We start from the raw sequence: 23,765 nt of genomic DNA on the forward strand, positions 1-23,765 counted from the left end.
CTTCATGACCGCCTGTTCGCGAACCCGTCTCAGCCCTTCAGCGTCACGCCATCGGCTTTCGACCCCGCCTTCAGCCCGCGCATGCAGGCATCCGCGGCGATACCCTCACCCGTGCAAGAGGGGCTGTCGTTGATGAGCAGGCTGCCAAGATCCTCGCAGCGCGTGCCGGCCAGATCGAACTGCCGCACCTTGGTCTTGCCGCTCGGCAAATCCCGGAAATCCAGCACTGCCATCCGCTCGACCAGGCCCTTGCGATCAAAGAGCACGACTTCGAACGAGGCCTTGTCGAGGGACTGCGACAGGCCGTTTTCGGCGACAAAGGTCAGTTTGCAGCCCTTCTGCGAGGCCGCGAGATCGTTGAGCTCGATGGAGAGCGACGGGGCCGCGGCCCTTGGCGCGGCCTCCTGCGCAACAGCCGGGAGCGCGACGCAACACACGCCCAGAAGTACCGTCCAAATCCGCCTGCCTGCCACGCTCGCCATGCCTGCCGCTCCACCACAATAAAACTTGAATGTAAAAATCCGGTATTGCAGTCATAGAAAAAGATGAGTTATGCAGTCAAGAAAGAAAGCGACTGTTGCGCGCCTGAGATGGCCGCGCCGAAGGGGCAGACGAGCGTGATCGCCGACACCATCCGAACCGAATCGACCACCGCCGCCGCGCCGGCGCGCGATGCGCCCGCCGTGCTGGAGAGCCGCGACCTCTTTGCCGGCCGCACCGAAATCCTGATCCGCCATGACGGAGCGCTCTACCGCATGAAGATTACCCGCCAGAACAAGCTCATTCTCAACAAATAGGCCTGACCATGATTGACCGTCGCCCGACCCCCGCCGAAATCCGCGCCTTCCGCGCCGAAAACCCGAAGATGCGCGAGCGCGATGCGGCCGAACGCCTCGGCGTCAGCGAAGCCGCGCTTGTCGCGGCCGAATGCGGCCTCTCGGTCGTGCGGATCGACGCCGACGCCAACCGCTTCCTCGCCCGCGTCGGCGAACTCGGCGAGGTCATGGCGCTGACCCGCAACGACAGCGCCGTGCATGAGAAGATCGGCCCCTTTGAAAAGGTCCAGGCCGGCAAGCAGGCTACGCTGGTGCTCGGCAGCGAGATCGACCTGCGCATCTTCCCGTCCGCCTGGGCGCACGGCTTTGGGGTGACGAAGACGGATGGCGACACGGTCCGCCGCAGCTTCCAGTTCTTCGACCGCGCGGGCACCGCCGTTCACAAGGTGCACATGCGCCCCGCCTCGAACCTCGACGCCTACGCTGCGATCCTCGAGGATCTCAGACTTGACGACCAGTCGCAGACCTTCACGGAAGAAGCGCTTCCCGCCGACATGCCGACCGGCGACGTGGATGCGCTGGAACTGCGCGACCGCTGGAGCCGCATGACGGACACGCACCAGTTCCACGGAATGCTGCGCAGTCTCAACGTCTCGCGCCGCGATGCCCTTCACCATGCCGGTGACGACTATGCCGAGGCGCTGGAGCCCGCAGCCGTGGAGGCCATGTTCCGCGGTGCTGCAACTGCGGACCTGCCGCTGATGTGCTTCGTCGGCAATCGCGGGGTGATCCAGATCCATTCCGGCCCGGTCGCCAATGTCCAGACCATGGGCCCCTGGCTGAATGTCATGGACCCGACCTTCCACCTGCATCTGCGCACCGATCACATCGCGGAAGCATGGCTCGTGCGCAAGCCGACCAGCGACGGCCACGTGACATCCGTGGAAGTGCTGGATGCGCGCGGCGAGCTGATCATCCAGTTCTTCGGCAAGCGCAAGGAAGGCAAGATGGAACGCGACGACTGGCGCGCGCTGGCCGAAGCGCTGCCGCGCCTGAGCCAGACCGCGGCAGCCTGATCCACAGGCCGCGCCAGAACGTTCCCGGTCGCCGATGTCAGGCGGGGCTTGTACCCCGCCCGGCAGCGCCATGCGCAACCGGCGCACCGTCCTTCCCTGCCGACGAGGAATTTCACCATGACCTTCCCCTTTCCGCCAACGAAGCGGCTTGTCCAGGCGCTTGTGGGTCTCACCCTTCTCGCCGCCGCGCCAGCGATTGCCGAGGAGGTCAAGCCGGCCGACACGGCCCGTCTCGTCTCCATCGGCGGCGCGGTCACCGAGATCGTCTATGCGCTCGGCGAGGAAAAGCGGCTCGTCGGCCGCGATTCGACCAGCATCTACCCGCCCGCCGCTGCCGGGATCGCCGATGTCGGCTACATGCGCCAGCTTTCGGCCGAGGGTGTGCTGGCCACGAACCCGACCGCCATTCTCGCCGTCGAGGGCAGCGGCCCGCCGGAAGCGCTCGCCACGCTGGAAAAATCCGGCATTGCCTTCCTGACGGTACCCGAAACCTTCGACGCCCATGGGATTGCCGGCAAGGTCCGCGCCATCGGCCGCTTCCTCGGCGTCGATGCCAAGGCCGAAACGCTGGCAGCCTCCGTCGAAGCCGATGTCACGCAGGCCGCTTCCAAGGCCGCGCAGCGACCGGAAAGCGAGCGCCGGCGCGTGCTCTTCATCCTCAGCACCCAGGGCGGCCGCATCATGGCCTCCGGCACCGGCACGGCCGCCGATGCGATCATCCGGCTTGCCGGCGCGGCGAATGCGACGCCCGGATTTCCCGGCTACAAGCCGCTGTCGGACGAGGCCATCATCACCGCAAGGCCCGACGTCATTCTGATGATGGATCGCGGCGGCGATCATGGCGCCGCAGACGGCGACCTCCTCGCCCACCCCGCAATCCGGCTGACACCGGCCGGCGAGCACAAGGCGATCATCCGGATGGATGGCCTGCATCTCCTGGGCTTTGGTCCGCGCACGGCCAGCGCCGTGAAAGAGCTGAACGCCGCGATCTACGAGGCCAAGCCCCATGTCGCACAGTGATCTGCGGGATCTCGGGCCGGAGCGCGCGGAGATGATGCCGTCGCGTGGGCTTTCCGCCGCTTTCGCCGCCTGGCGGCACGGCGACCGCTCAGGCCTCGCCACGCTCGTCATCCTGGCCCTTCTTGCCACCACCGCCACCATGTTTACGGTCTCGATCACGGTCGGTGCGTCGGATGCCTCCGTCGCCGGCCTTCTCGCCTCGGTGTTGGGCGGTGACGCGGCCGGCGGCGCGCTGTCGGCGCGCGACCGCATCATCATCCTCGACATCCGCCTGCCGCGTGCCCTGCTTGGCCTGATGATCGGCGCCTCGCTTGCGGTCTCAGGCGTCGTGCTGCAGGGCCTGTTCCGCAATCCGCTGGCCGATCCCGGTCTGGTCGGCGTCTCCGCCGGCGCCAGCCTCGGCGCGGTCGGCGTCATCGTGCTCGGCGGCACGGCGCTGGCGCCCCTGTTCGCGCTTGGCGGTATCTACACCCTGCCGCTCGCCGCCTTCCTGGGCGGCCTCGCCACCACCTTCCTGCTCTATCGCATCGCCACGCGCGGCGGGCAAACCTCGGTCGCAACCCTGCTGCTCGCCGGCATCGCGCTTGCAGCCCTGACCGGCGCCGTCACCGGCATCCTCGTCTCCATGGCGGATGACAAGCAATTGCGCGACCTGACCTTCTGGGGCCTCGGCTCTCTCTCCGGCGCCACCTGGACCAAGGTCGTCGCTATCGCGCCGATCATCCTCGTCTCGCTCACGGTCATCCCCATCCTCGCCCGCGGCCTGAACGCCATCACGCTCGGCGAAGCCGCGGCCTTCCACATGGGCATTCCCGTCGAGCGGCTGAAGCGCACCGCCATCATCGCGGTCGCGGCCGCCACCGGGGCCTCCGTCGCCGTCAGCGGCGGCATCGGCTTCGTCGGCATTGTCGTGCCGCATCTGCTGCGCCTCGTCATCGGTCCGGACCATCGCACGCTTCTGCCGGCCTCCGCGCTTCTCGGCGGCACGCTCCTGATGTTTGCCGACATGATCGCCCGCACCATCGTGGCCCCGGCCGAACTGCCGATCGGCATCATCACCGCGCTCGTCGGCGGCCCTTTCTTCCTCTGGCTCCTGCTCAAGGGCCGCACCCAGCTCGGACTGTGACCGGCCATGACGCTCGAAGCCCGCGACCTCAGCCTCTTCCTTGGAAAGAAACACGTGCTCGACGGCGTCAGCTTCACCGCCCGCGCCGGCGCGCTCACCGCCATTGTCGGCCCGAACGGCTGCGGCAAGACGACGACGCTGAAGGTCGTCTCCGGCGAGATCCGCAGGGCCGGCAGCGTCCGCCTGTTCGGCCGCGCGCTGGAAAGCTTCAGGCCATGGGAGCTGGCCCTCAGGCGCGGCGTGCTCGCCCAGCACACCGTCATCGCCTTTCCCTTCACCGTGCGCGAGATTGTCGGCATGGGCGTCACGGCCGGCACCGGCGCGGTGTCGCCGGAGGCCGAACGGCACGCCATCGACCGCGCACTGGAGGCCGTCGATCTCGCGGGCTTTGCCGGCCGGTTCTACCAGGAGCTTTCCGGCGGCGAGCAGCAGCGCGTGCAGCTCGCCCGCGTTCTCTGCCAGGTCGCGGAGCCGGTGAAACACGGCGAGCCCGCCTTCCTGCTGCTCGACGAACCCGTCTCCAGCCTCGATATCCGCCACCAGCTGTCGATCATGAGGCTTGCCCGCCGCTTTGCCGATGCCGGCGGCGGCGTCATCGCCATCCTGCATGACCTCAACCTCACGGCCATGTTCGCCGATCACGTCGTCATGATGCGCGCCGGCCGTGTCGAGACATCGGGCCCGCCAGCCGACGTCTTGACCGACGAGACCATGCGGACCGTCTTCGGCTGCCCGATGCAGGTTGGCGTATCGCCCCCCGCCGGCATGCCCTTTATTCTGCCCCAGACTGCCCTCCATTAGAAAAGTCGGGAACAATTCTCCTGAAGGCGCGTTGTGATGGCGAACCCGGCCGCTCACGCGGCCTTCAGATTTGTCCTGATGAAGGAGTTGAACCAATGGCAACCGGTCTCTTTTCCAGCTCGAGCAAGAAGCATAATGGCGCCCACCTTCAGTCCTCGATCGAAGAACGCATCGAGGCCCTTCGCGCCGAACTCTCCACACTGACGGACGAACTGGCCGATCGTGGCCAGGATGCCGGCAAGTCGATTCGCGCCAAGGCCCACGTCGCCCGCGAGCGGGCCCAGGAAGGCGTCGAAGACCTCCTGGAAACCAGCGAAGCCATGCTGCGCGAACTGCGCCGCGCTTCGCTGCGCACTGGCCGCGAGGTGTCCAAGACCGTCCGCGAAAACCCGCTGATTGCCGTCGGCGCTGCCGCAGCCTTCGGCCTCATCGTCGCTTCGCTGCTCAGCAGCCGCCGCTAAGACGCCCTCCATGGGATCGCTTGCGGGACTCCTCGCTGCTGCGGCGTCTTTTGATGCCGCAGCCACAACCCATCGCATGAAGCGCAACGCAATCGTCTACGGGGTGGCCGTCGTTCTCGCCCTGACGGCCTACATCACGCTGGTCGTGGCCTTGGCGCTTTACCTCTCGACGCGCATGCCGCCGCATCTCGCGGTGGCCACGGTTGCGGGGATTGCAATCGGCCTGATCCTCGTGCTGGTCGTCGTGGCAATGGTGCTGAATGCCCGCGACAAGCGCTTGCGGGAAATCCAACGCCGTCGCGCCATGGCCCGCACGAACCTGATTGCAGCGACGACGCTCGCGCTTGCCCGCAAGAAGCCGGTGCTTGCCGCTGGTGCCGCCATTGCACTCACGGCCGTCTTCGCGATGATGCGAAGCGGAGATGACGACAACGACGCCTGAACTGGCTTTGCATCCAAAGGTGCTGCAACACAAAGCCCCGCGCGCTACCGGCCGCGGGGTTTTTTCGCGTCTGCCGTCCGGCAGGCTCAGAGCGGCAGGCGGATCAGCGCCGTCAAGCCGGAAGGCAGATAGGTGACGGAGACTGCACTGCCCAGAACCTTGTCCAGGCTGCGCTCGATGAGGATGGAGCCGAAACCACGCTTGTCGGGCGTTTCGACCTGCGGCCCGCCGATTTCCGTCCAGGTCAGGTTCAGGAGACCGACCCCTTCCTCCTCGATCCGTCGCGCCGTGATCACGACCTTGCCCGTCGGCACCGAAAGGGAACCATATTTCGTCGCATTCGTGGCCAGCTCATGCAGAACGAGACCAAGCCCGAGGGCCTGGTCCGGCCCGAGTTCGATCTCGTCCTTGTGGATCTCGATCTGCCCCTCATAGTCGCGCACATGCGGCAGAAGCTGCTTTTGCAGCAGCGCCGAAAGCCGGATCGAACCCCATTCGTGGTCCGACAACAGGCCGTGGGACTCGGAGATCGCCTGAAGGCGGCCGGCAAAGGCCGTCATGAACTGTTCTGGGTCGCTGGTCCGCCGCAACGTCTGGCGGGCAAGGGACTGCAGCATGGCGAGCGTATTCTTCACGCGGTGGTTCAATTCGCGCAACAGGAGCTTGGTGCGCCGCGCCGACGTCTGCTGCTCGGTCACGTCGAAAGTGACACCCAGTAGATGGGTCGGCTTGCCGCTGGCGTCGCGCTCGTAGACGCGCCCGCGCCCCAGAAGGAAGCGATTTTTGGAAGGAATGCGGAAGGTGCCGTCATAGTCCTCCGTTCCGCGCGCTGCCGCTTTCAGCTGGCGCAGCATGGCCGGGCGGTCGGCGGGATCGATGGCGTTCAGCAGCGCTGCCGCGGAAATCTCGCTTGCCTGCGGCAGACCGAACATGCAGGCGAGCGTCTTGTTGCCCTGGACGGTGCCGCGGCGAATGTCCCAAAGCCAGCGGCCGACCTGGGCGGCTTCAAGTGCAGCGGCATGGCGCTGCTCCTCGCGCGCGACAGCCGCCTCTGCGGCCTGATGGCGCCTCGTCACATCCTTCATTTCGAAGAGCCGCGCCGCAATGCGTGACAACCGCAGAAGCTGCGCCGTCTGGTCAGGCGAGACGCCGTCGCGTGCGACCACGTCGAAGACGCATACCGTTCCAATCGGCTGACCATGCACGAGGATGGGCGCGCCGGCATAAAAGCGCAGCTTCGGCCCGCCTGCCACATGCGGGTGACCCGAAAAGCGCGCATCGGCTGTCGCATCCATCACGGAAAAGATCTCGCCATCCGGAACCGTCAGCGTGTGGACGCAAAAGGAGATATCGGCGGGCGCCTGGGTCTCCTTTGTTCCCTCGGCCGCGACGAACCACTGGATGCGATCGCCGACCAGCGTCACCAGTCCGATCGGCGCGGAAAAGGCGGTTGCCGCCATGCTGGCAAGATCGCGGAAGTCATCGTCCGCCCGATCTGGATGGGGCACGACCGTGCTGAGCACGTCAAGACGCGGGGGAGCCACCATCAGATCCTGCGCGCCCAAAGTCATCAAGGTGTCCGTTTCAACCAATTCGTCCCTCATGCGAAGACCGGCGGGTATCCCCCGCCGGCCTCGTTTGACTCGTCCTGCCTGCGAGCCACCGCATCGCTCGCGGGCATCACTATGCCGCTGGCCTACGACACGAAGGCGCGGGATGTCAGCGGCGCGGATGTCGCATCCGGCCCGTATTCGTGCTCGCCGTTCACCTTCAGCAAATCCTGAAGCCGCTGGCGGGCGCGGTTCACGCGGCTCTTGATCGTGCCGAGCGCGCAACCGCAGATTTCAGCGGCCTCTTCGTAGGAAAAGCCCGACGCTCCGACAAGGATGATCGCCTCACGCTGGTCGGGCGGCAGCATGTCCAGAGCTTTGCGGAAATCCTGCATGTCCAGCGACCCGTATTGCGAAGGGTGCTGAGCAAGCGATTCGGTGAAGTAGCCGTCGCTATCCTGCACCTCACGGCCCCGCTTGCGCAACTGGCTGTAGAGTTCGTTGCGGAGGATGGTGAAGAGCCATGCCTTCATGTTGGTGCCCATCTCGAAGTGGTCCTGCTTGGCCCAGGCCTTCATGATGGTATCCTGCACGAGGTCGTCCGCCTTGTCGTGGCGACCGATGAGGGACATGGCAAAGGCGCGCAGGCTCGGCAAGGCCGCGAGCATTTCGCGCTTGAAGCTCGTCTTTTCGGGTTCCATGCTGGGGCTCACTCGTTGGAGCTCTTCTTCGAGCCCTGCTCGACGGCGTCGAGCTGCTCGAGCAAATCCAGGAAGCGAGCCGGAATCGCCTCTTCCTGAACCGATAGGTAAAGAGACCGCAGCCGTGTTGCGATCTGCGCGTTGGGGTCGTCGGTCGCAACCGTGCGTACCGGCGGACGCCCCTCCCCGTGCTGGTGTTTCATAATCGGATGCCATCCTGTGCACATTTTCCTGACCAGTAATGCGCGGCGTCATTTTTTGTTCCAGCCCCCGGAACCTTTTTTTAAGATTTGCGTTCTGGCACCATTGGGGGATGAACACCCCCGCATGAGGGAGTTTTTTGAATGTCCTTGTCCACCCGGATCGCGCCTTACCTTCCGTACCTGCGTCGTTACTCGCGTGCCCTGACGGGCTCCCAGACATCGGGCGATGCCTATGTCGCCGCCGTGCTGGAGGCGCTGATTGCCGATATCTCGATATTCCCGGATTCCGATAACGACCGTGTCGCGCTGTTCCGCCTCTTCACCAAGCTCTATGGCCAGACCTCGCTCGATATCCCCGAGCCCGTCTCGCCCTTCGCCTGGGAACAACGCGCCTCGCTCAATCTCGCCAGCGTCTCGCCGCTCGCCCGCCAGGCCTTCCTGCTCGTGGCCGTCGAAGGCTTCCAGCCGGCGGAGGCTGCCGATATCCTCGATATCGATGCACGCCAGATTTCCTCCGTCCTCGACCGCGCCTCTCACGAAATCTCGCGCCAGGTTGCGACCGACATCATGATCATTGAGGACGAACCGCTGATTGCCATCGATATCGAGCAAATGGTGGAAAGCCTTGGACACCGCGTCGTCGGCATCGCACGCACCCATGAGGAAGCGGTGACGCTCTACAAGAACACACGCCCGAGCATGGTGCTCGCCGACATCCAGCTCGCCGACGGCTCGTCCGGCATCGACGCCGTCAACGATATCCTCAAGACGGCCGCCATCCCGGTGATCTTCATCACCGCCTTCCCGGAGCGTCTGCTGACCGGCGAGCGCCCGGAGCCGACCTTCCTGGTGACGAAGCCGTTCAACCCGGACATGGTCAAGGCGCTGATCAGCCAGGCCCTGTTCTTCAACGAATCCACCAAGGCAGCCGCCTGATCCTGCAGGGCCGCCCCTTGCGGTGGCCCCGCACTCCCCTAGCTTATCCGCAATCGCAATGGTGCGCCGCCTTGAACCCGTCCGGCGGCGCCCACTGTCCGCGCACTGTCTTCTGCTGACCGCGGGCGACAACAATGAGGCAGACCGTGACTGATACGGCGGACGGAACGCAGCAAAACGATGACATGCACCCTGTGGAACGGGTCCTCAGAACGGTGCTTTCCCGAAGCGGAGCAGCCTTCCGGTTCCAGCGCGGCGATGGGCGGCTGATTGCGGCCGAAAATCTCTCGGGGCCCCTTGCGAGCCTCATGGAGGAGGACGGTGATGCCGGGCTTCTTTTCCAGTCGGAAGCGGGCGATACGTTCCGCTCGGCACTTGGCGCCACCATCCCGGGCGCAGCACCCCAATCCCTCGAACTCGACATGGCCGCCAATGACGGGGCGCGCAGCTACCGTATCGACCTCGAATGGCTGGAAGCCGGTGACGACAAAGGCGTTCTGCTGGTTTTCACCGACATCTCCGAGACCCGCCACAGGGAAAAGGTGCTGAAGACGCTGCTGCGCGAACTCAGCCACCGCTCCAAGAACCTGCTCGCCATCATCCAGGGCATCGCCACCCAGACCGCCCGTCAGGCCCACTCGCTGGATGCCTTCCTGACCCAGTTTCGCGGTCGCCTGCATTCGCTCTCAAAGTCGCAGGATCTCGTGACCGATTCCAGCTGGCGCGGCGCAGATCTCTTCGAACTCATCGACCAGCAGATGACCTCCTACGCCGGTGATGCGCGCGAGGCTGTCCGCCGCAGCGGCACCGATATCCGCCTCACACCGAACGCCGCCCTGCATGTCGGCCTCGCGCTCCACGAACTCATCGTCAATTCCGCAACGAACGGCGCGCTTGCGGCCGGAGAAAAGCCGATCGACATCAGCACGGAGCCGACGACCTTCAAGGAAAAGGACGCCATCGATCTGGTCTGGCGAGAGGACCGGCCGGACACCGGTAGCGACGACGCGGGCGAAGCGCGCGGTTTTGCCCGCACCGTACTGGAACGTGTCGTCCCCACCGCCGTCGGCGGCGCGTCGCAATACCGGCCGGAGAAGCACAGCGTGGAATACCGGCTGACCATTCCCGCCAACGAATACGAGATCATCGCCGGCTGAGATGCCCGGGCCTGGGCGGACGCAGAACAGCGTGAGCCCGATTGGCTTGTCGCCGGCGCGATACACAGCACAAAAAAGAACAGCCAGTGCCGAGGGGGGGCACTGGCTGATTTTTCGCAACTCACCGGGGGGCGTGAGTTGGATCGTTCCGATGCATCGGACGTGCAGTTGGGGGCATGCACGCATCAGGAACACCCCTAGAACGAGGCGACACTGAACTTGGTTCCCTACAGCATGCGATTTTTTTGCGCCTATGCCAGCGCATCGATCTCCGCGCGCTGCCGCTGCATCAGCAGGAAAGCCGCATAGTCACGGTCGTAGAGACGCGCGCGCTCCGGCGAAGGCGTCCTGACCTCGCCTTCAGGCCGCATGGCAAGCCCCGCACGGACGAGGTCGGCATGGCAACCCGCCGCAACGCTCGCGGCCATCGCAGTGCCGAGCAGTACGGCATCCGGCGTTTTCGGCACCACGATCCGGCAGCCGGTGATATCGGCGTAAAGCTCGACCAGCAGCGGGTTGCGTACATGCCCGCCGGTTACATGCAATGTCTCGGCGGGATAGCCGGCCCCTGCCATGAGGTCGAGGATCTGGCGGATGCCGAGCGCCAGACCGACGAGCGTGCGCCAGTAGAGCCGGCAAAGGGCATCGAAGGAACTGTCGAGCGTCAGCCCCGAGATGACCCCGAGTGCTGCGGGATCGGCATGCGGCGAGCGATTGCCGTGGAAATCGGGCAGAACATGCAGCCTTTCGCCGAAGGACGCGCCCTGCTCGGCCCGCAACTGCGCGATGCGGGCGATGATGCGCCGGTGCGTTTCCGTGTCCGGCGTCAGGCCGGCACCATGCAGACGCACGATGTGGTCGAGCAGCGCACCGGCGGCCGACTGGCCGCCCTCGACAAGCGAAAGCCCGGGCAGCACAGCCTCGTAATAAGGCCCCCAAAGCCCCCGGACGGGATCAGACGCATCCGAAAAGGCGACGAGACAGGCCGAGGTGCCGCCGATCAGCGCCATGTGCCGCTTCAGCGCGCCGGCATCCTCCGCCTGGCCGCCGAGAACACCGAGCGCACCCGCATAGGCATCGATCAGCCCACTTGCGACCACGCAGTCCGTGTCGAGCCCAAGTCCGCAAGCAGCCTCCGCCGTCAACTGGCCGACCGCAGCCCCCACCGGCAGGGCCTCATCCGTCAGGCCGCAGCGGGCCTTGATGTCGGAAAGTCCGATGGCGTCGAGAAAGCTGGCGTCCCAGCCGCGACCGGGGCGACCCCCGTAGTTCCACTTGGCCGTCAGCGTGCATCGTGAGCGCATCGGCGAGCCGGTCGCCCGCCATGACATGAAATCGGCGAGATCGAAGACGAGGCCGGCCTGGGCCCAGCGCTCCGGCAGGTGCCGCTTCAGCCACATGAGCTTCGGCATCTGCATCTCCGGCGACATCACCGTACCGGAGCCGACCACGACGGGATGGCCGATCTCCGTACAGGTTTCAGCCTCCGCGCTGGCGCGGTGATCGAGCCAGACGATCGTATCCCAGCGCGCTTCGCCCGCCTCGTTCACCGAAATCTTGCGCCCATCCGCGTCGCGCACCACGAGCGAACAGGTTGCATCGAAGCCGATGCCGGCAATCCGTGCGGCTTCGACGCCCGCCTCTGCCCTGGCCGTCCTCACGGCCGCGCAGACGGCCTCCCAGATGTCATCGGAATCCTGCTCGGCCCGGCCCTCGCCCGGCCTGTTGATGGCGATCGGATGATCGGCACGCGCCAGAAGAGCACCCTGCACGTCAAAGACGCCGGCACGCGCGCTGCCCGTGCCGATATCGACCGCGATCACGAGATCACGCGGGGCGATGACGAGGTCACGCATCAAATGGCTTTTCCGTTGACCTGTTTTTCACGCACAAGGTGGACCAGTGCGCGCATATCGTCAAACAGCAGGTCTGGCCCGAGATCCGAAAGCACCGCGCGATGCCGGTCATTGCGGGAGTGGCCGGCGCCGGCAAATGCGAAGACCCGCATGCCCGCCGCCCGTGCCGCCACGATGCCGGCCGGACTGTCCTCGATGACGATGCAGTCGGAAGGCGCGACACCCATGGCGCGGCTGGCATGAAGAAAGAGGTCGGGTGCCGGCTTGCCGTGCTCGACCATCGTCGCGCTGAAGATGTTCGGCTCGAACCGGTCGAGCAGGCCCGTGACGCCGAGCGACAGGCGAATGCGCTCCGGCTGACTCGAGGAAGCAACGCAATGCGGCACATCCAGCCCGTCGATTGCCTCGGCAATGCCCTCCACGGGCTGCAACTCCGCACGGAAACGATCGTAAAGCCGCGCCCGCATCGCCTCCAGCATCGCCTCGTCGGCGCGAAGGCCGAACTCATCATGGAGAATGGTGGTGATCGTCTTCATGCTGCGGCCGAGAAAGCGATGGGTCGCCTCCTCGGTCGTCATCTCGACACCCGCCTCGGAGAGAACGCTGAGCATCACGTCCATGGAGATCGGCTCGCTGTCGACGAGCACGCCATCGCAATCGAAGATCACCAGCGCGGGCGGCGTCCAGTCCATGTCAGTCACGTCTCCACGGTCGCTCGAAAGCCGCCGGCGGCCTCAGTCCGCCAGCCGTCCCTCGACATACAGTTTGAGCGTCTGGCGCGTGCCCTTCTCCCACAGGGTTGCGAGCGCATGGGCAAAGCGCCGACGGAAAAGATCCGAGCGGCCAACATCGCCGAAGATGTCGGAGAGCGCAAGGAAGGCATCCGGATCGGTTTTGGCTGCAAGAGCCGCCGCCTGAAGCCGCTCGGCGCTGGCATCGTTGAAGACGATCGCCTTGCCGCTGTCGGATGTGCCGGCGAAATAGCGGCACCACAGCGCCGACACCAGCGAAAGCCCGACGACATCCTCGCCCCGCGCCAGCCGGTCGGCCGCCGACGGCAGGATGAATTTCGGCTGGCGGTTGGAGCCGTCCTGCGCAAGCCGCGGGATCGTGTCGCCGATCTTGGGGTTCAGAAAGCGGGTCTCGATCAGCTTGAAGTAGTCATTGAGATCGGTGTCCGGCACCGGCGGCACGACGGCGATGATCTCGTCATGTTCGAGCTTGGCGAGGAAGGCGCGGATGTCGTCATCCTCCATCGCCTCATGCACGAAATGGATGTCGAGCAGCGAGGCCGGATAGGCGATCGCCGCATGGCCGCCGTTGAGGATACGGATCTTCATGTGCTCGTAGGGCGCCACGTCAGGCACGAACTGCACGCCGACCTTCTCGAGTGCGGGGCGACCGAGGGGGAAATTGTCTTCCAGCACCCACTGCTTGAATTCCTCGCAGAACACTGGCCAGGCATCGTCAATGCCATAGTCCGAAGCCGCAATCCCGATTTCGCGCTGGCCGGTCGCGGGCGTGATGCGGTCGACCATCCCGTTCGGGAAAGCGACATTCGCATCGATCCAGTCCGCGAAGCCAGCATCCGACAGCCGCGCCAGACCGGAGACGGCGGCATGGGTGACCTCGCCATTGCCGGGAATGTTGTCGCAGGACATGACGGTAAAGGGCGCGACGCCGGCGGCCTTGCGGGCCTTCAGACCCGCGACGATCAGGCCGAACACCGTCTTCGGCGCATCGGGATTGGCACCATCAGCCGCGATCGCGGGATGGGCCGGATCGAAATGGCCCGACGCCGGATTGATGAAATAGCCGCCCTCGGTGATCGTCAGCGAGACGATGCGGATGGCCGGATCGGCAAGCCGCGCGATGATCGCGGCCGGATCGCCGGGCGTGACGAAATCGATCATGGCGCCGGTGACGCGTGCGCCGCTCTTGTTGTTGTCCTGCTCGACCACGGTCGTGAGGTAGTCCTGCGCCGCGAGCTTGTCCTTCATGGCCGCGTCGGAGGCCAGCACGCCTGCACCCACGATCGCCCAGTCGTGGTCGAGGCCGAGATTGAAGAGATCGTCCAGATAGACCGCCTGATGGGCGCGGTGGAAGTTGCCGACGCCGAAATGCAGGATGCCGGCCGAAAGCTGGTCGCGCCTGTAGGCGGGCACCGTCGCCGTCTTGCTGATGGCATCGAGCGTGCCGAGCGAAAGTCTGGTCGTCATGGTCTCATCCTCACAAGCGGTCGTCCGCCGATAACGGTCTGTAGAGCCGCGCCCCTGCCTTGCGCGCGGCCCGGGAAAGGAAACGGACATCGTTGCCTTTCCATACAAATGTCATGCGCAACAGCGCATATATCAGCTCATCCAGTTGCCGCCATCGACATTGTAGGTCTGGGCGACGATGTAGTCGGCCTCACTGGAGGCGAGGAACACGGCCATGCCGGCCAAGTCTTCCGGCGTGCCCATGCGCCCGAGCGGCACGGCCTCGCCGACGAGGCGCTTCTTTTCGCCGAGCGGCCGGTTCTCGTACTTGGCAAACAGCGCGTCCACCTCGTCCCACATCTCGCTGCCCACCACGCCTGGCGCGATGCCGTTGACGCGAATGCCGTGCTTGATGAGATCGAGGCCGGCCGACTGGGTCAGCGAAATGACGGCAGCCTTGGAGGCGCAGTAGACGCCGACCAGCGCCTCGCCGCGACGGCCGGCCTGGCTCGCCATGTTGATGATCTTGCCGCCGCGGCCCTGCGCGATCATCTGCTTGGCGACCGCCTGCAGCGTGAACAGCGTGCCGGCGACATTGATGTCGAAGATCCGCTGGTAGCTCTTGCGGGTGATCTCGACGATCGGCGCCAGATCGAAGATCGCGGCATTGTTGACGAGGATGTCGATACCGCCGGCCCTTTCGACGCACGCCGAAACGGCCGCATCGATGGACTCCTGGTTCGAGACGTCGATCTTCACCGCATAGGCCTGCGGGCCGAGATCGGCTGCCGTGGCGCTGGCGCGTTCCATGTCGATATCGGCGACCGCAACGGTCGCACCCTCGCGCACATAGGCTTCGGCAAACGCCCGGCCGATGCCGCGCGCAGCACCCGTGATGATGGCGCTCTTGCCGTCCAGTCTCTTCATCGGATTGCAACTCCCTTGTCATTGAAACGGTGCACGCGCCCGATATCGGGCGTCAGGTAGATGATATCGCCATGCGACACCGGAACTTCGCCCCCGGCACGCACCGTCATGGTCCCGACGCCATCGACATTGACGTGCAGGAAGGTGTCGGCGCCCAGATGCTCGGCAACGCCGACCGTACCGCGGAACGTGCCCTTTTCCCCGCTGATGCGAATGTGCTCGGGTCGGATGCCGACCGTATGCGCGTCAGAAATGCCGGCCTTGGCTGCCGGAACGAAATTCATGCGCGGCGAACCGATGAAGCCGGCGACGAAGAGATTGTCGGGCCTGTTGTAGAGATCGAGCGGCGAGCCGACCTGCTCGATGCGCCCGGCATTCAGAACCACGATCTTGTCGGCCATGGTCATGGCCTCCACCTGGTCATGGGTGACGTAGATCATCGTTGTCTTGAGCGTCTGGTGCAGTTCGGAGATTTCCAGCCGCATCGTGCCGCGCAGCGCCGCATCTAGGTTCGACAGCGGCTCGTCGAAGAGGAAGGCCGAGGGCTCGCGCACGATGGCCCGGCCGATCGCCACGCGCTGGCGCTGGCCGCCGGACAGCTGCCCCGGTCGCCGGTCGAGATAGGCGCTGAGGTTGAGAACGCGCGCGGCTTCCGTCACCTTCTTCTCGATGATGGCCGGATCGGTCTTGGCCATCTTCAGCGGGAAGGCGATGTTGTTGCGCACGCTCATATGCGGATAGAGCGCGTAGGACTGGAACACCATGGCCAGCCCGCGCTTGGCCGGCGCTTCCGCCGTCACGTCGCGCCCGTCGATCTCGATGACGCCGCTCGATGTGTCCTCGAGACCGGCGATCAGGCGCAGCAGCGTGGACTTGCCGCAGCCGGACGGACCGACGAAGACGACGAACTCGCCGTCATTGATCGTCAGGTTGATGTCCGGAATGACGGTCGTCGCGCCGAAGGACTTGGTGACATTCTTGAGGATGATCTTGCCCATATGCCCGCTCCCCGCGGTAAGACGTGTTTTACTTGACGGCGCCGAAGGTCAGGCCGCGGACCAGCTGCTTCTGGCTGAACCAGCCCATGATGAGGATCGGCGCGATGGCGAGCGTCGATGCAGCCGAAAGCTTCGCCCAGAACAGCCCCTGAGGACTGGAGAAGGACGCGATGAAAGCCGTCAGTGGCGCAGCATTGGTGGTCGTCAGACGGATGGTCCAGAAGGCCTCGTTCCAGGCGAGAATGATGTTGAGCAGCATGGTCGAGGCAATGCCCGGCACCGCCATCGGCGTCAGCACGTAGACGATCTCGCCCCAGAGCGAGGCGCCGTCCATGCGGGCCGCTTCCAGGATCTCGCCCGGAATTTCGCGAAAATACGTGTAGAGCATCCACACCACGATCGGCAGGTTGATCATGGTCAGCATGGCGATGAGGCCGATGCGGGTGTCGAGCAGGCCGAAATCGCGGAACATCAGGTAGAACGGCACCAGCACCGCCACCGCCGGCATCATCTTGGTGGAGAGCATCCACATCAGGATGTCCTTGGTGCGCTTCGTCGGCGAAAAGGCCATGGCCCAGGCCGAGGGCACCGCGATCAGAAGCGCCAGCAGCGTGGAGCCGAGCGACAGCACCACCGAGTTCATGAAGGGCTTGAAGTAGTCCTTCTGCGTCTGGACGGTGACATAGTTCTCCAGCGTGAAGGACGGGATCAGGTGGAAGCCCGAGATGGCCTCGCCTTCGGTCTTGATGGAGGTGATGACCGTGTAGAGGATCGGGAAGAAGATCACGAGCGCGACAGCCCAGGCGGCGATCGTGGCGGCGAACTTGCGGCGGGTGGAAACGGCGCGGGCCATCTTTTGCTCCCTTAGCGATCGAGGTTCTTGCCGACGGCGCGCATCAGGAAGAAGGCGACGATATTGGCGAGGATGACGGCGATGATACCGCCGGCCGAGGCGCCGCCGACGTCGTAGCCGAGAAGCGCGGTGCGATAGATGAGGAAGGCGAGATTGGTCGAGGCATAGCCCGGCCCGCCATTGGTGGTGACGAGGATTTCCGCGTAGACGCCAAGCAGGAAGATCGTCTGGATGAGGATGACGACCGTCATGGCGCGCGCCAGATGCGGCAGCGTCAGGTAGATGAAGCGCGACACGAAGCCCGCACCGTCCATCTCGGCCGCTTCCTTCTGCTCGCCGTCGAGGGACTGCAGCGCGGTCAGCAGGATGAGCGTCGCAAACGGCAGCCACTGCCAGGCGACGATGATGACGATGGCAAGCAGCGGATATTGCGCGAACCAGTCCACCGGCTGGAAGCCGAGGGAACGGTTGATGTCGGCCAGCACGCCGTATTCCGGATGCATGATCATGTTCTTCCAGATCAGCGCCGCCACCGGCGGCATGACGAAGAAGGGCGAGATGATCATGATGCGCACGATGCCCTGCCCGAACATCGGCTGGTCGAGCAGAAGCGCGATCGCCGTGCCGCCCACGACGGTGATGAGAAGCACGCCGCCGACAATGACCAGCGTGTTCCAGATCGACTGGAAGAAGGCCGGGTCGGTGTAGAAATACTGATAATTGAAGAGCCCGGTGAAGCTCACATTGGCGGGATTGAGGAGATTGTAGTTCTGGAACGAGAACCACAGCGTCATCGCCAGCGGCACGATCATCCAGATGAGAAGCAGGACGACGGACGGCGCCATCATGGCTCGGGCCAGTCCCTGCGTGTTGCGGGTCGACATGATGAAATCTCCTCCCCCGTGAAGCGCCCCGCTGCCATCTGTGCGGGGAGGCCTTCCGCATAACGTTCCTGTAAGGCCGAACATCTCCTCGACGTCATCCTCGGGCTTGACCCGAGGATCCACTTTTTCAAGCGCTTACGGGTGTGGCCATGGATCCTCGGGTCAAGCCCGAGGATGACGGATGGTAGATTTCGCCTGTATTCCAAGATGCTCAGGCGCATCTTGAGGTTCGACTCTGGCGTCGCGCAACCCTGTCCGCCTGGCGGAATGCCCTGCGGAAGGACCGGCCTCCCCCTTGCGGAAGAGGCCGGCTTGGCTGGTCCGGCTGCTGCCGGGCGAGCCGTCCTTTGGAGCTTGATGGCTTACTTGATGTAGCCGGCGCGGGTCATTTCGCGCTCGGTCACCTGCTGGGCCTGGGCGAGCGCATCATCCACGCTCGACTGTCCCGCAAGGGCGGCCGAGAAGAGCTGGCCGACGGTCGTGCCAAGGCTCTGGAACTCCGGAATGGCCACGAACTGCACGCCGACATAGGGCACCGGCTTTACCGTCGGCTTCTTCGGGTCGGCGGCGTTGATGGAGTCGATGGTCATCTTCGCAAAAGGCGCTGCCTTCTGGTATTCCGGATTTTCATAGAGCGAGGTGCGCGTGCCCGGAGGAACGTTTGCCCAGCCTTCCTTGGACGCGACGAGCTCGGCATAGGCCTTGCTGGTTGCCCAGGAGATGAACTTCTCGGCAGAAGCAGACTTCTGCGAGCCGGCGGGAACCGCAAGGCTCCAGGCCCACAGCCAGTTGCCGCGCTTGCCAAGACCGGTATCCGGAGCGAGCGCGAAGCCCACCTTGTCGGCAACCGTCGAGTCCTTCGGGTTGGTCACGAAGGACGCCGCCACGGTGGCGTCGATCCACATGCCGCACTTGCCCTGCTGGAAGAGCGCCAGATTTTCGTTGAAGCCGTTCGAGGAAGCACCCTGCGGGCCGGCGTCGTTCATCAGCTTGACGTAGAAATCGAGCGTGTTCTTCCATTCCGGCTGGTCGAACTGCGGCTTCCAGTTTTCGTCGAACCAGCGGGCGCCGAACGCATTTGCCGTTGCCGTCAGGAAGGCCATGTTCTCGCCCCAGCCGGCCTTGCCGCGCAAGCAGATGCCGTTGATGCCGGCATTGCGGTCGGTCATCTTGCGGGCGGCGTCGGCGATGAAGTCCCAGGTGGGCGCGTCGGGCATGGTGAGCCCGGCCTTCTCCATCAGGTCCTTGCGGTACATGACGAAGGAGCTTTCACCGTAGAAGGGCGCGGCATAGAGCTTGCCGTCTTCGCCGGTCAGGCCCGAACGGATGGCCGGCAGCAGGTCGTCGACGTCATAGTCGGCGCCGAGATTGTCGAGCGGCAGAAGCCAGCCCTGCTTGGCCCAGATCGGAACCTCGTAGGTGCCGATCGTCATGATGTCGTACTGGCCACCCTTGGTGGCGATGTCGGTGGTGACGCGCTCGCGGAGCACGTTTTCTTCCAGCGTGACCCACTCGATCTGGATGTCGGGGTTCTTCGCGGTGAATTCGGACGTCAGTCCTTGCATGCGAACCATGTCGCCATTGTTCACGGTCGCAATCGTCAAGGTTTCAGCATGGGCAAGGCCGCACAGTACAACAGCCGAGCAGGTGCCCAGCAACACAGCTTTCAAATTCATGGTCTTCCTCCCAGAAGCAAGAGTGAGCATTTGCTTCGCTCGTGAGCAATTACCCACAAATTGCCGCGAACTGTCAACAGCAATCGTCGCTGCACTGCCGAAGGACAATGTCTCGTCATTGTTTGGAAAGAGAAATTTCTGATTACCGGCGACGGCCGCGCCTGTGGATCAGGCGCCGAGAATCGCCCGCGCCGTCGCCTCATCCGTGATGATGCCGTTGACGACACGACCCTTGAGCGCGGCGGCAAGGGCCGGGAGCTTGCGCGGCCCCATGGCAATCCCGATCACCGAGGCACTGTCGCGGGACGGCAGCGGCACGGACGCGACCCGCTCGTTGGCGCCGCGCTCGATCAGCCGTCCCTCACCGTCGAACATCCAGCCGCAGATCTCCCCGCAGGCCCCTTCCGCGATGAGGCGCATCATCTCCTCGCGCTCCAGGAAGCCGTCCAGCACCAGCGGCGCCTCCGGCCCGAGTTCGCCGACGCCCACGAAGGCGACATCCGCCGCCCGCCCCAGCTCCAGCGCCGACTGCACCAGCTGCTGCTTGTGGAGAATGTCGCGCTCTTCCGGCGTGGAGGCGAGCACCGGCAGCGGCATGGGAAAATGCCGCGCCTTCACCGCATCCGCCATGGAGAAGATGACATTGTAATAGGCCGCCGACCCGTCCCGGCCGATATTGCCGGTGAGCGAGACGATGCGGTGCTGCGGGCATTCCATCGGCGCCAGCTGGTCGACAGCGGCCTTCAGGGTCCGCCCCGTGCCGAGCGCCATGATGATCGGCCGTTCCGTCTTCAGCCAGCGGCTGATCTCTTCCGCCGCGGCCTCTGCAATGCCGATCGTGGTGGAGGAGGACTGCCGGTCGCTCGGCACCACCTCGACATGGCCGAGATCGAACCGCGCCTTCAGCGCCGCCGCAAGCTCCAGACAGGCCGCGATCGGGTGATCGAGGCGCACCTTGATCAACCGCTCCGACATGGCGAGCGACACCAGCCGCTGTGCCGACTGGCGGGAAATGCCCATCTGGCTGGCGATCTCGTCCTGCGTGCGGCCCGCGACATAATAGAGCCAGCCCGCGCGGGCGGCATCATCCAGTTTCGTCGTGCTTTCGGGTCGTCGGGCCATCGGCTTTCCTCACATCCGACTTTGCTGCCATTTTTTTCCGCATGCTGTCAAACCACCTGCAAAAGGGAGTAGCAGAAATGAAAAATAGCGCGTGATTTCAAGGAATTGAGAAAAGGCCCGAACCAATATTTTACCGTTTGATAAAAATATTTTCCGTGTTACCGTTTCGACATCCTGAGACAACATTGGGAGCCGATAATGGGAACGAACCAGACTGGGATTGCGGCGGGGCGCCTCGCGCCGGCCGATTACGCGGCGAATTTCGCCGATCTCCATCCGCCGCTCGACCGGCATGAGGCACTGGTTGCCTCCGACCGCTGCTATTTCTGCCACGACGCGCCGTGCATGACGGCCTGTCCGACCGCAATCGACATTCCGCTCTTCATCCGCCAGATCTCGACCGGCAATCCGATCGGCTCGGCCAAGACGATCTTCGACCAGAACATTTTGGGCGGCATGTGCGCCCGCGTCTGTCCCACCGAAACGCTGTGCGAGCAGGCCTGCGTGCGCAACACCGCGGAGGAGCGCCCGGTCGAGATCGGCCGTCTGCAGCGCTACGCGACGGACGCGGCCATGGCCGCCGGAATGCAGTTCTACAGCCGCGCCGCCGCCACGGGCAAGACGATCGCCGTCGTCGGCGCCGGCCCGGCCGGGCTTGCCTGCGCCCACCGTCTTGCTCTCAACGGCCATGACGTCGTCATCTACGACGCGCGCCCCAAGCCCGGCGGCCTCAACGAATACGGCATCGCCGCCTACAAGGCGCCCGGCGATTTCGCCCAGGCCGAAGTCGATTACGTGCTGGCCATTGGCGGCATCGAGGTCGTCAACGGCAAGGCGCTCGGCCGCGATTTCACGCTCGCCGATCTCTCGGCCCGCTACGACGCCGTCTTTCTCGGCTTCGGCCTTGCCGGCGTCAACACGCTGGGGGTCGCAGGCGAAACGCTCGAAGGCGTCGAGGATGCCGTCGATTTCATCGAGCGGCTGCGCAGCGCCGACGACAAGGCGACCATTCCCGTCGGCCGGCGCGTCGTCGTGATCGGCGGCGGCATGACCGCCATCGACGCGGCCGTGCAGGCCAAGCTGCTCGGCGCGGAGGAAGTGACGATCTGCTACCGCCGCGGCAAGGAGCAGATGAACGCTTCCGTCTACGAACAGGAGCTCGCGGCCTCCAAGGGCGTCTTCATCCGCCACTGGCTGGCCCCGAAGCAGATCATCGAGAAGGACGGCAAGGTCGCCGGCATCGAGGTGGAATATACCGCGCTCGTCGATGGCCGCCTTTCCGGCACCGGCGAGACCGGCGCGATTGCCGCCGACCAGATCCTCGTCGCCATCGGCCAGAGGCTCGACAATCCCGCGCTCGACGGCCTTGCGCTCCAGGGCGGCAAGATCGCCGTGGACGGCGAAGGCCGCACCTCCCTTTCCGGTGTGTGGGCCGGCGGCGACTGTGCCTTCGGCGGCCAGGACCTGACGGTCTCGGGCGTCGCCATGGGTCGCGATGCGGCCGAAAGCATCAACCGGGCCCTGATGAGCGCCGCAGCGCCCGTCACGGCCGTGGCCTGAGAGCGGGGGAGGATTGAATTATGGCTGATCTCAGAAACAATTTCGTCGGCATCAAGTCGCCCAACCCCTTCTGGCTGGCGTCTGCACCGCCGACCGACAAGGCCTACAATGTCGAGCGCGCCTTCAAGGCCGGCTGGGGCGGCGTGGTCTGGAAGACGCTGGGCTCCGAGGGGCCGCCGGTCGTCAACGTCAACGGTCCGCGCTACGGCGCGATCTGGGGCGCCGACCGCCGGCTGCTCGGCCTCAACAACATCGAGCTCATCACCGACCGCGATCTTTACGTGAACCTGCGCGAAATGAAGCAGGTGAAGATGAACTGGCCGGACCGGGCCCTCATCGCCTCCATCATGGTGCCCTGCGTGGAGGAAGAGTGGAAGGCGATCCTGCCGCTGGTGGAAGAGACCGGCGCCGACGGCATCGAACTCAACTTCGGCTGTCCGCACGGCATGTCCGAGCGCGGCATGGGCTCGGCCGTCGGCCAGGTGCCGGAATACATCGAAATGGTCGTGCGCTGGTGCAAGCAGTACACCCGCATGCCCGTCATCACCAAGCTGACACCCAACATCACCGACATCCGCCACCCTGCCCGTGCCGCAAAACGCGGCGGCACGGATGCCGTGTCGCTGATCAACACGATCAACTCGATCGTGTCGGTCGATCTCGACAGTTTCGCCCCCGTGCCGAGCATCGGCGGCAAGGGCAGCCACGGCGGCTATTGCGGCCCGGCGGTCAAGCCGATCGCGCTGAACATGGTCTCCGAAATCGCCCGTGACGGGGAAACCCACGGCCTGCCCATCTCCGGCATCGGCGGCGTGACCACCTGGCGGGATGCGGCCGAATTCTTGGCGCTCGGCGCCGGCAACGTGCAGGTCTGCACGGCGGCAATGACCTACGGCTTCAAGATCGTTCAGGAAATGATCACGGGTCTTTCCGACTGGATGGACGCCAAGGGCCACCGGACCCTCGACGACATCTGCGGCCGCGCCGTGCCGAACGTCACGGACTGGAAGTACCTGAACCTCAACTACGTCGCCAAGGCCCATATCGACCAGGACGCCTGCATCAAGTGCGGCCGCTGCCACATCGCCTGCGAGGATACGTCCCACCAGGCCATCACATCACTCGTGGATGGCGTCAGGCACTTCGAGGTGATCGAGGAAGAGTGCGTCGGCTGCAACCTCTGCGTCAACGTCTGCCCGGTAGAGAACTGCATTACCATGCAGCCGCTCGAACCCGGCGCCATCGACAGGCGCACCGGCAAGATCGTCGATCCCACCTATGCCAACTGGACGACGCATCCGAACAACCCGATGTCCACGCAGGCGGCGGAGTGAGAGAGGGCGTCAGAGGGTGGAGCCTACCCCCCTCTGCCCTGCCGGGCATCTCCCCCGCAAGGGGGGAGATCGGCAGGCGGCACACTCCGATTCCATTCGACACGGGGC

General features: G+C 64.9%; 24 protein-coding genes. 11 read left to right on the plus strand and 13 right to left on the minus strand.

Features of this window, described 5'->3' with window-relative positions; all coding sequences use genetic code 11:
• Positions 1-29: 29 nt before the first annotated feature.
• Positions 30-482 (minus strand): hypothetical protein, encoded by a 453-nt coding sequence (locus ACED18_RS07010; RefSeq protein WP_377290326.1) that lies wholly within the window; start codon positions 480-482, stop codon positions 30-32.
• A 201-nt stretch (positions 483-683) separates the two neighbouring features.
• Between ACED18_RS07010 and hemP the strand changes: the two genes are divergently transcribed.
• The 7 genes from hemP to ACED18_RS07045 all read left to right on the plus strand — a co-directional run bounded on the left by hemP (position 684) and on the right by ACED18_RS07045 (position 5,702).
• Complete coding sequence (gene hemP, locus ACED18_RS07015; protein ID WP_377291089.1) at positions 684-797, plus strand: hemin uptake protein HemP; 114 nt, start codon at positions 684-686, stop codon at positions 795-797.
• Positions 798-805: 8 nt separating this feature from the next.
• Entirely contained in the window at positions 806-1,852 is a 1,047-nt protein-coding gene (locus ACED18_RS07020) for a hemin-degrading factor (RefSeq protein WP_377290328.1), read from the plus strand.
• Positions 1,853-1,969: 117 nt separating this feature from the next.
• The gene (locus ACED18_RS07025) at positions 1,970-2,872 is read left to right on the plus strand and encodes a hemin ABC transporter substrate-binding protein (RefSeq protein ID WP_377290330.1); all 903 of its coding nucleotides are present in this window, start codon (positions 1,970-1,972) and stop codon (positions 2,870-2,872) included.
• Positions 2,873-2,903: 31 nt separating this feature from the next.
• Positions 2,904-3,998, plus strand: a complete 1,095-nt coding sequence (locus ACED18_RS07030) for a FecCD family ABC transporter permease (protein WP_377291091.1) — start codon at positions 2,904-2,906, stop codon at positions 3,996-3,998.
• Positions 3,999-4,004: 6 nt separating this feature from the next.
• Complete coding sequence (locus tag ACED18_RS07035) at positions 4,005-4,799, plus strand: heme ABC transporter ATP-binding protein (protein WP_377290332.1); 795 nt, start codon at positions 4,005-4,007, stop codon at positions 4,797-4,799.
• A 95-nt stretch (positions 4,800-4,894) separates the two neighbouring features.
• Positions 4,895-5,260 (plus strand): YqjD family protein, encoded by a 366-nt coding sequence (locus ACED18_RS07040; protein ID WP_377290334.1) that lies wholly within the window; start codon positions 4,895-4,897, stop codon positions 5,258-5,260.
• A 76-nt stretch (positions 5,261-5,336) separates the two neighbouring features.
• Positions 5,337-5,702 (plus strand): hypothetical protein, encoded by a 366-nt coding sequence (locus ACED18_RS07045; protein WP_377290336.1) that lies wholly within the window; start codon positions 5,337-5,339, stop codon positions 5,700-5,702.
• A gap of 86 nt (positions 5,703-5,788) precedes the next feature.
• Here the strand turns inward: ACED18_RS07045 and ACED18_RS07050 are convergent, their stop codons facing one another.
• The 3 genes from ACED18_RS07050 to ACED18_RS07060 all read right to left on the minus strand — a co-directional run bounded on the left by ACED18_RS07050 (position 5,789) and on the right by ACED18_RS07060 (position 8,156).
• Positions 5,789-7,273, minus strand: coding sequence for a sensor histidine kinase (locus tag ACED18_RS07050; protein WP_377290338.1), 1,485 nt, complete (start codon positions 7,271-7,273; stop codon positions 5,789-5,791).
• 125 nt (positions 7,274-7,398) lie between these two features.
• Positions 7,399-7,953, minus strand: coding sequence for an RNA polymerase sigma factor (locus tag ACED18_RS07055; protein ID WP_149738254.1), 555 nt, complete (start codon positions 7,951-7,953; stop codon positions 7,399-7,401).
• Between the two features lie 8 nt (positions 7,954-7,961).
• Entirely contained in the window at positions 7,962-8,156 is a 195-nt protein-coding gene (locus ACED18_RS07060; RefSeq protein WP_377290341.1) for a NepR family anti-sigma factor, read from the minus strand.
• A 141-nt stretch (positions 8,157-8,297) separates the two neighbouring features.
• Here ACED18_RS07060 and ACED18_RS07065 point away from each other — a divergent pair, with 141 nt between their 5' ends.
• Positions 8,298-9,092, plus strand: coding sequence for a response regulator (locus ACED18_RS07065; protein ID WP_377290343.1), 795 nt, complete (start codon positions 8,298-8,300; stop codon positions 9,090-9,092).
• A 146-nt stretch (positions 9,093-9,238) separates the two neighbouring features.
• Complete coding sequence (locus tag ACED18_RS07070; protein ID WP_377290345.1) at positions 9,239-10,249, plus strand: sensor histidine kinase; 1,011 nt, start codon at positions 9,239-9,241, stop codon at positions 10,247-10,249.
• Between the two features lie 251 nt (positions 10,250-10,500).
• On the opposite strand, the gene ACED18_RS07075 is transcribed toward ACED18_RS07070, so the two are convergent.
• From ACED18_RS07075 to ACED18_RS07115, 9 genes are all read right to left on the minus strand, one after another.
• On the minus strand, positions 10,501-12,105 hold the full coding sequence (locus tag ACED18_RS07075) for an FGGY-family carbohydrate kinase (RefSeq protein ID WP_377290347.1): 1,605 nt from the start codon (positions 12,103-12,105) through the stop codon (positions 10,501-10,503).
• Positions 12,105-12,797, minus strand: a complete 693-nt coding sequence (locus ACED18_RS07080) for an HAD family hydrolase (protein ID WP_377290349.1) — start codon at positions 12,795-12,797, stop codon at positions 12,105-12,107. Before ACED18_RS07080 ends, ACED18_RS07075 begins: the two co-directional genes overlap by 1 nt.
• A gap of 42 nt (positions 12,798-12,839) precedes the next feature.
• Positions 12,840-14,324: a mannitol dehydrogenase family protein gene (locus ACED18_RS07085; RefSeq protein WP_377290351.1), complete on the minus strand. Its 1,485-nt coding sequence runs from the start codon at positions 14,322-14,324 to the stop codon at positions 12,840-12,842.
• A 132-nt stretch (positions 14,325-14,456) separates the two neighbouring features.
• The gene (locus tag ACED18_RS07090; RefSeq protein WP_377290353.1) at positions 14,457-15,230 is read right to left on the minus strand and encodes an L-iditol 2-dehydrogenase; all 774 of its coding nucleotides are present in this window, start codon (positions 15,228-15,230) and stop codon (positions 14,457-14,459) included.
• Positions 15,227-16,228 carry an ABC transporter ATP-binding protein gene (locus tag ACED18_RS07095; RefSeq protein ID WP_377290355.1) on the minus strand — a complete coding sequence of 334 codons (1,002 nt, stop codon included), beginning with the start codon at positions 16,226-16,228 and terminating at the stop codon, positions 15,227-15,229. The genes ACED18_RS07090 and ACED18_RS07095 overlap by 4 nt, the downstream gene beginning before the upstream one ends.
• Before the next feature lie 28 nt (positions 16,229-16,256).
• Complete coding sequence (locus tag ACED18_RS07100; protein ID WP_377290357.1) at positions 16,257-17,081, minus strand: carbohydrate ABC transporter permease; 825 nt, start codon at positions 17,079-17,081, stop codon at positions 16,257-16,259.
• Positions 17,082-17,092: 11 nt separating this feature from the next.
• Positions 17,093-17,965 (minus strand): carbohydrate ABC transporter permease, encoded by an 873-nt coding sequence (locus tag ACED18_RS07105; protein ID WP_377290359.1) that lies wholly within the window; start codon positions 17,963-17,965, stop codon positions 17,093-17,095.
• A gap of 362 nt (positions 17,966-18,327) precedes the next feature.
• Positions 18,328-19,641 carry an ABC transporter substrate-binding protein gene (locus tag ACED18_RS07110; protein ID WP_377290361.1) on the minus strand — a complete coding sequence of 438 codons (1,314 nt, stop codon included), beginning with the start codon at positions 19,639-19,641 and terminating at the stop codon, positions 18,328-18,330.
• Between the two features lie 168 nt (positions 19,642-19,809).
• A complete protein-coding gene (locus tag ACED18_RS07115) occupies positions 19,810-20,763 on the minus strand; it encodes a sugar-binding transcriptional regulator (protein WP_377290363.1) in 954 nt (317 codons plus the stop codon).
• Between the two features lie 198 nt (positions 20,764-20,961).
• On the opposite strand from ACED18_RS07115, the gene ACED18_RS07120 reads away from it, so the two are divergent.
• On the plus strand, positions 20,962-22,323 hold the full coding sequence (locus ACED18_RS07120) for an NAD(P)-dependent oxidoreductase (protein ID WP_377290365.1): 1,362 nt from the start codon (positions 20,962-20,964) through the stop codon (positions 22,321-22,323).
• 20 nt (positions 22,324-22,343) lie between these two features.
• On the plus strand, positions 22,344-23,657 hold the full coding sequence (preA, locus tag ACED18_RS07125) for an NAD-dependent dihydropyrimidine dehydrogenase subunit PreA (protein ID WP_377290367.1): 1,314 nt from the start codon (positions 22,344-22,346) through the stop codon (positions 23,655-23,657).
• Positions 23,658-23,765: the final 108 nt, after the last annotated feature.

Origin of the sequence: Rhizobium sp. SG2393, assembly GCF_042610495.1 — a bacterium.
Classification (GTDB): Bacteria; Pseudomonadota; Alphaproteobacteria; order Rhizobiales; family Rhizobiaceae; genus RU20A.

Coding starts and splice junctions, on each gene's coding strand:
- ACED18_RS07075 (WP_377290347.1), bottom strand. CDS start 12,105: ATGCGTGACCTCGTCATCGCCCCGCGTGATCTCGTGATCGCGGTCGAT.
- ACED18_RS07030 (WP_377291091.1), top strand. CDS start 2,904: ATGATGCCGTCGCGTGGGCTTTCCGCCGCTTTCGCCGCCTGGCGGCAC.
- ACED18_RS07110 (WP_377290361.1), bottom strand. CDS start 19,641: ATGAATTTGAAAGCTGTGTTGCTGGGCACCTGCTCGGCTGTTGTACTG.
- ACED18_RS07035 (WP_377290332.1), top strand. CDS start 4,005: ATGACGCTCGAAGCCCGCGACCTCAGCCTCTTCCTTGGAAAGAAACAC.
- ACED18_RS07055 (WP_149738254.1), bottom strand. CDS start 7,953: ATGGAACCCGAAAAGACGAGCTTCAAGCGCGAAATGCTCGCGGCCTTG.
- ACED18_RS07050 (WP_377290338.1), bottom strand. CDS start 7,273: ATGACTTTGGGCGCGCAGGATCTGATGGTGGCTCCCCCGCGTCTTGAC.
- ACED18_RS07025 (WP_377290330.1), top strand. CDS start 1,970: ATGACCTTCCCCTTTCCGCCAACGAAGCGGCTTGTCCAGGCGCTTGTG.
- ACED18_RS07120 (WP_377290365.1), top strand. CDS start 20,962: ATGGGAACGAACCAGACTGGGATTGCGGCGGGGCGCCTCGCGCCGGCC.
- ACED18_RS07065 (WP_377290343.1), top strand. CDS start 8,298: ATGTCCTTGTCCACCCGGATCGCGCCTTACCTTCCGTACCTGCGTCGT.
- ACED18_RS07100 (WP_377290357.1), bottom strand. CDS start 17,081: ATGGCCCGCGCCGTTTCCACCCGCCGCAAGTTCGCCGCCACGATCGCC.
- ACED18_RS07115 (WP_377290363.1), bottom strand. CDS start 20,763: ATGGCCCGACGACCCGAAAGCACGACGAAACTGGATGATGCCGCCCGC.
- ACED18_RS07045 (WP_377290336.1), top strand. CDS start 5,337: ATGAAGCGCAACGCAATCGTCTACGGGGTGGCCGTCGTTCTCGCCCTG.
- ACED18_RS07060 (WP_377290341.1), bottom strand. CDS start 8,156: ATGAAACACCAGCACGGGGAGGGGCGTCCGCCGGTACGCACGGTTGCG.
- preA (WP_377290367.1), top strand. CDS start 22,344: ATGGCTGATCTCAGAAACAATTTCGTCGGCATCAAGTCGCCCAACCCC.
- ACED18_RS07085 (WP_377290351.1), bottom strand. CDS start 14,324: ATGACGACCAGACTTTCGCTCGGCACGCTCGATGCCATCAGCAAGACG.
- ACED18_RS07090 (WP_377290353.1), bottom strand. CDS start 15,230: ATGAAGAGACTGGACGGCAAGAGCGCCATCATCACGGGTGCTGCGCGC.
- ACED18_RS07010 (WP_377290326.1), bottom strand. CDS start 482: ATGGCGAGCGTGGCAGGCAGGCGGATTTGGACGGTACTTCTGGGCGTG.
- ACED18_RS07020 (WP_377290328.1), top strand. CDS start 806: ATGATTGACCGTCGCCCGACCCCCGCCGAAATCCGCGCCTTCCGCGCC.
- ACED18_RS07080 (WP_377290349.1), bottom strand. CDS start 12,797: ATGGACTGGACGCCGCCCGCGCTGGTGATCTTCGATTGCGATGGCGTG.
- ACED18_RS07105 (WP_377290359.1), bottom strand. CDS start 17,965: ATGTCGACCCGCAACACGCAGGGACTGGCCCGAGCCATGATGGCGCCG.
- ACED18_RS07095 (WP_377290355.1), bottom strand. CDS start 16,228: ATGGGCAAGATCATCCTCAAGAATGTCACCAAGTCCTTCGGCGCGACG.
- ACED18_RS07040 (WP_377290334.1), top strand. CDS start 4,895: ATGGCAACCGGTCTCTTTTCCAGCTCGAGCAAGAAGCATAATGGCGCC.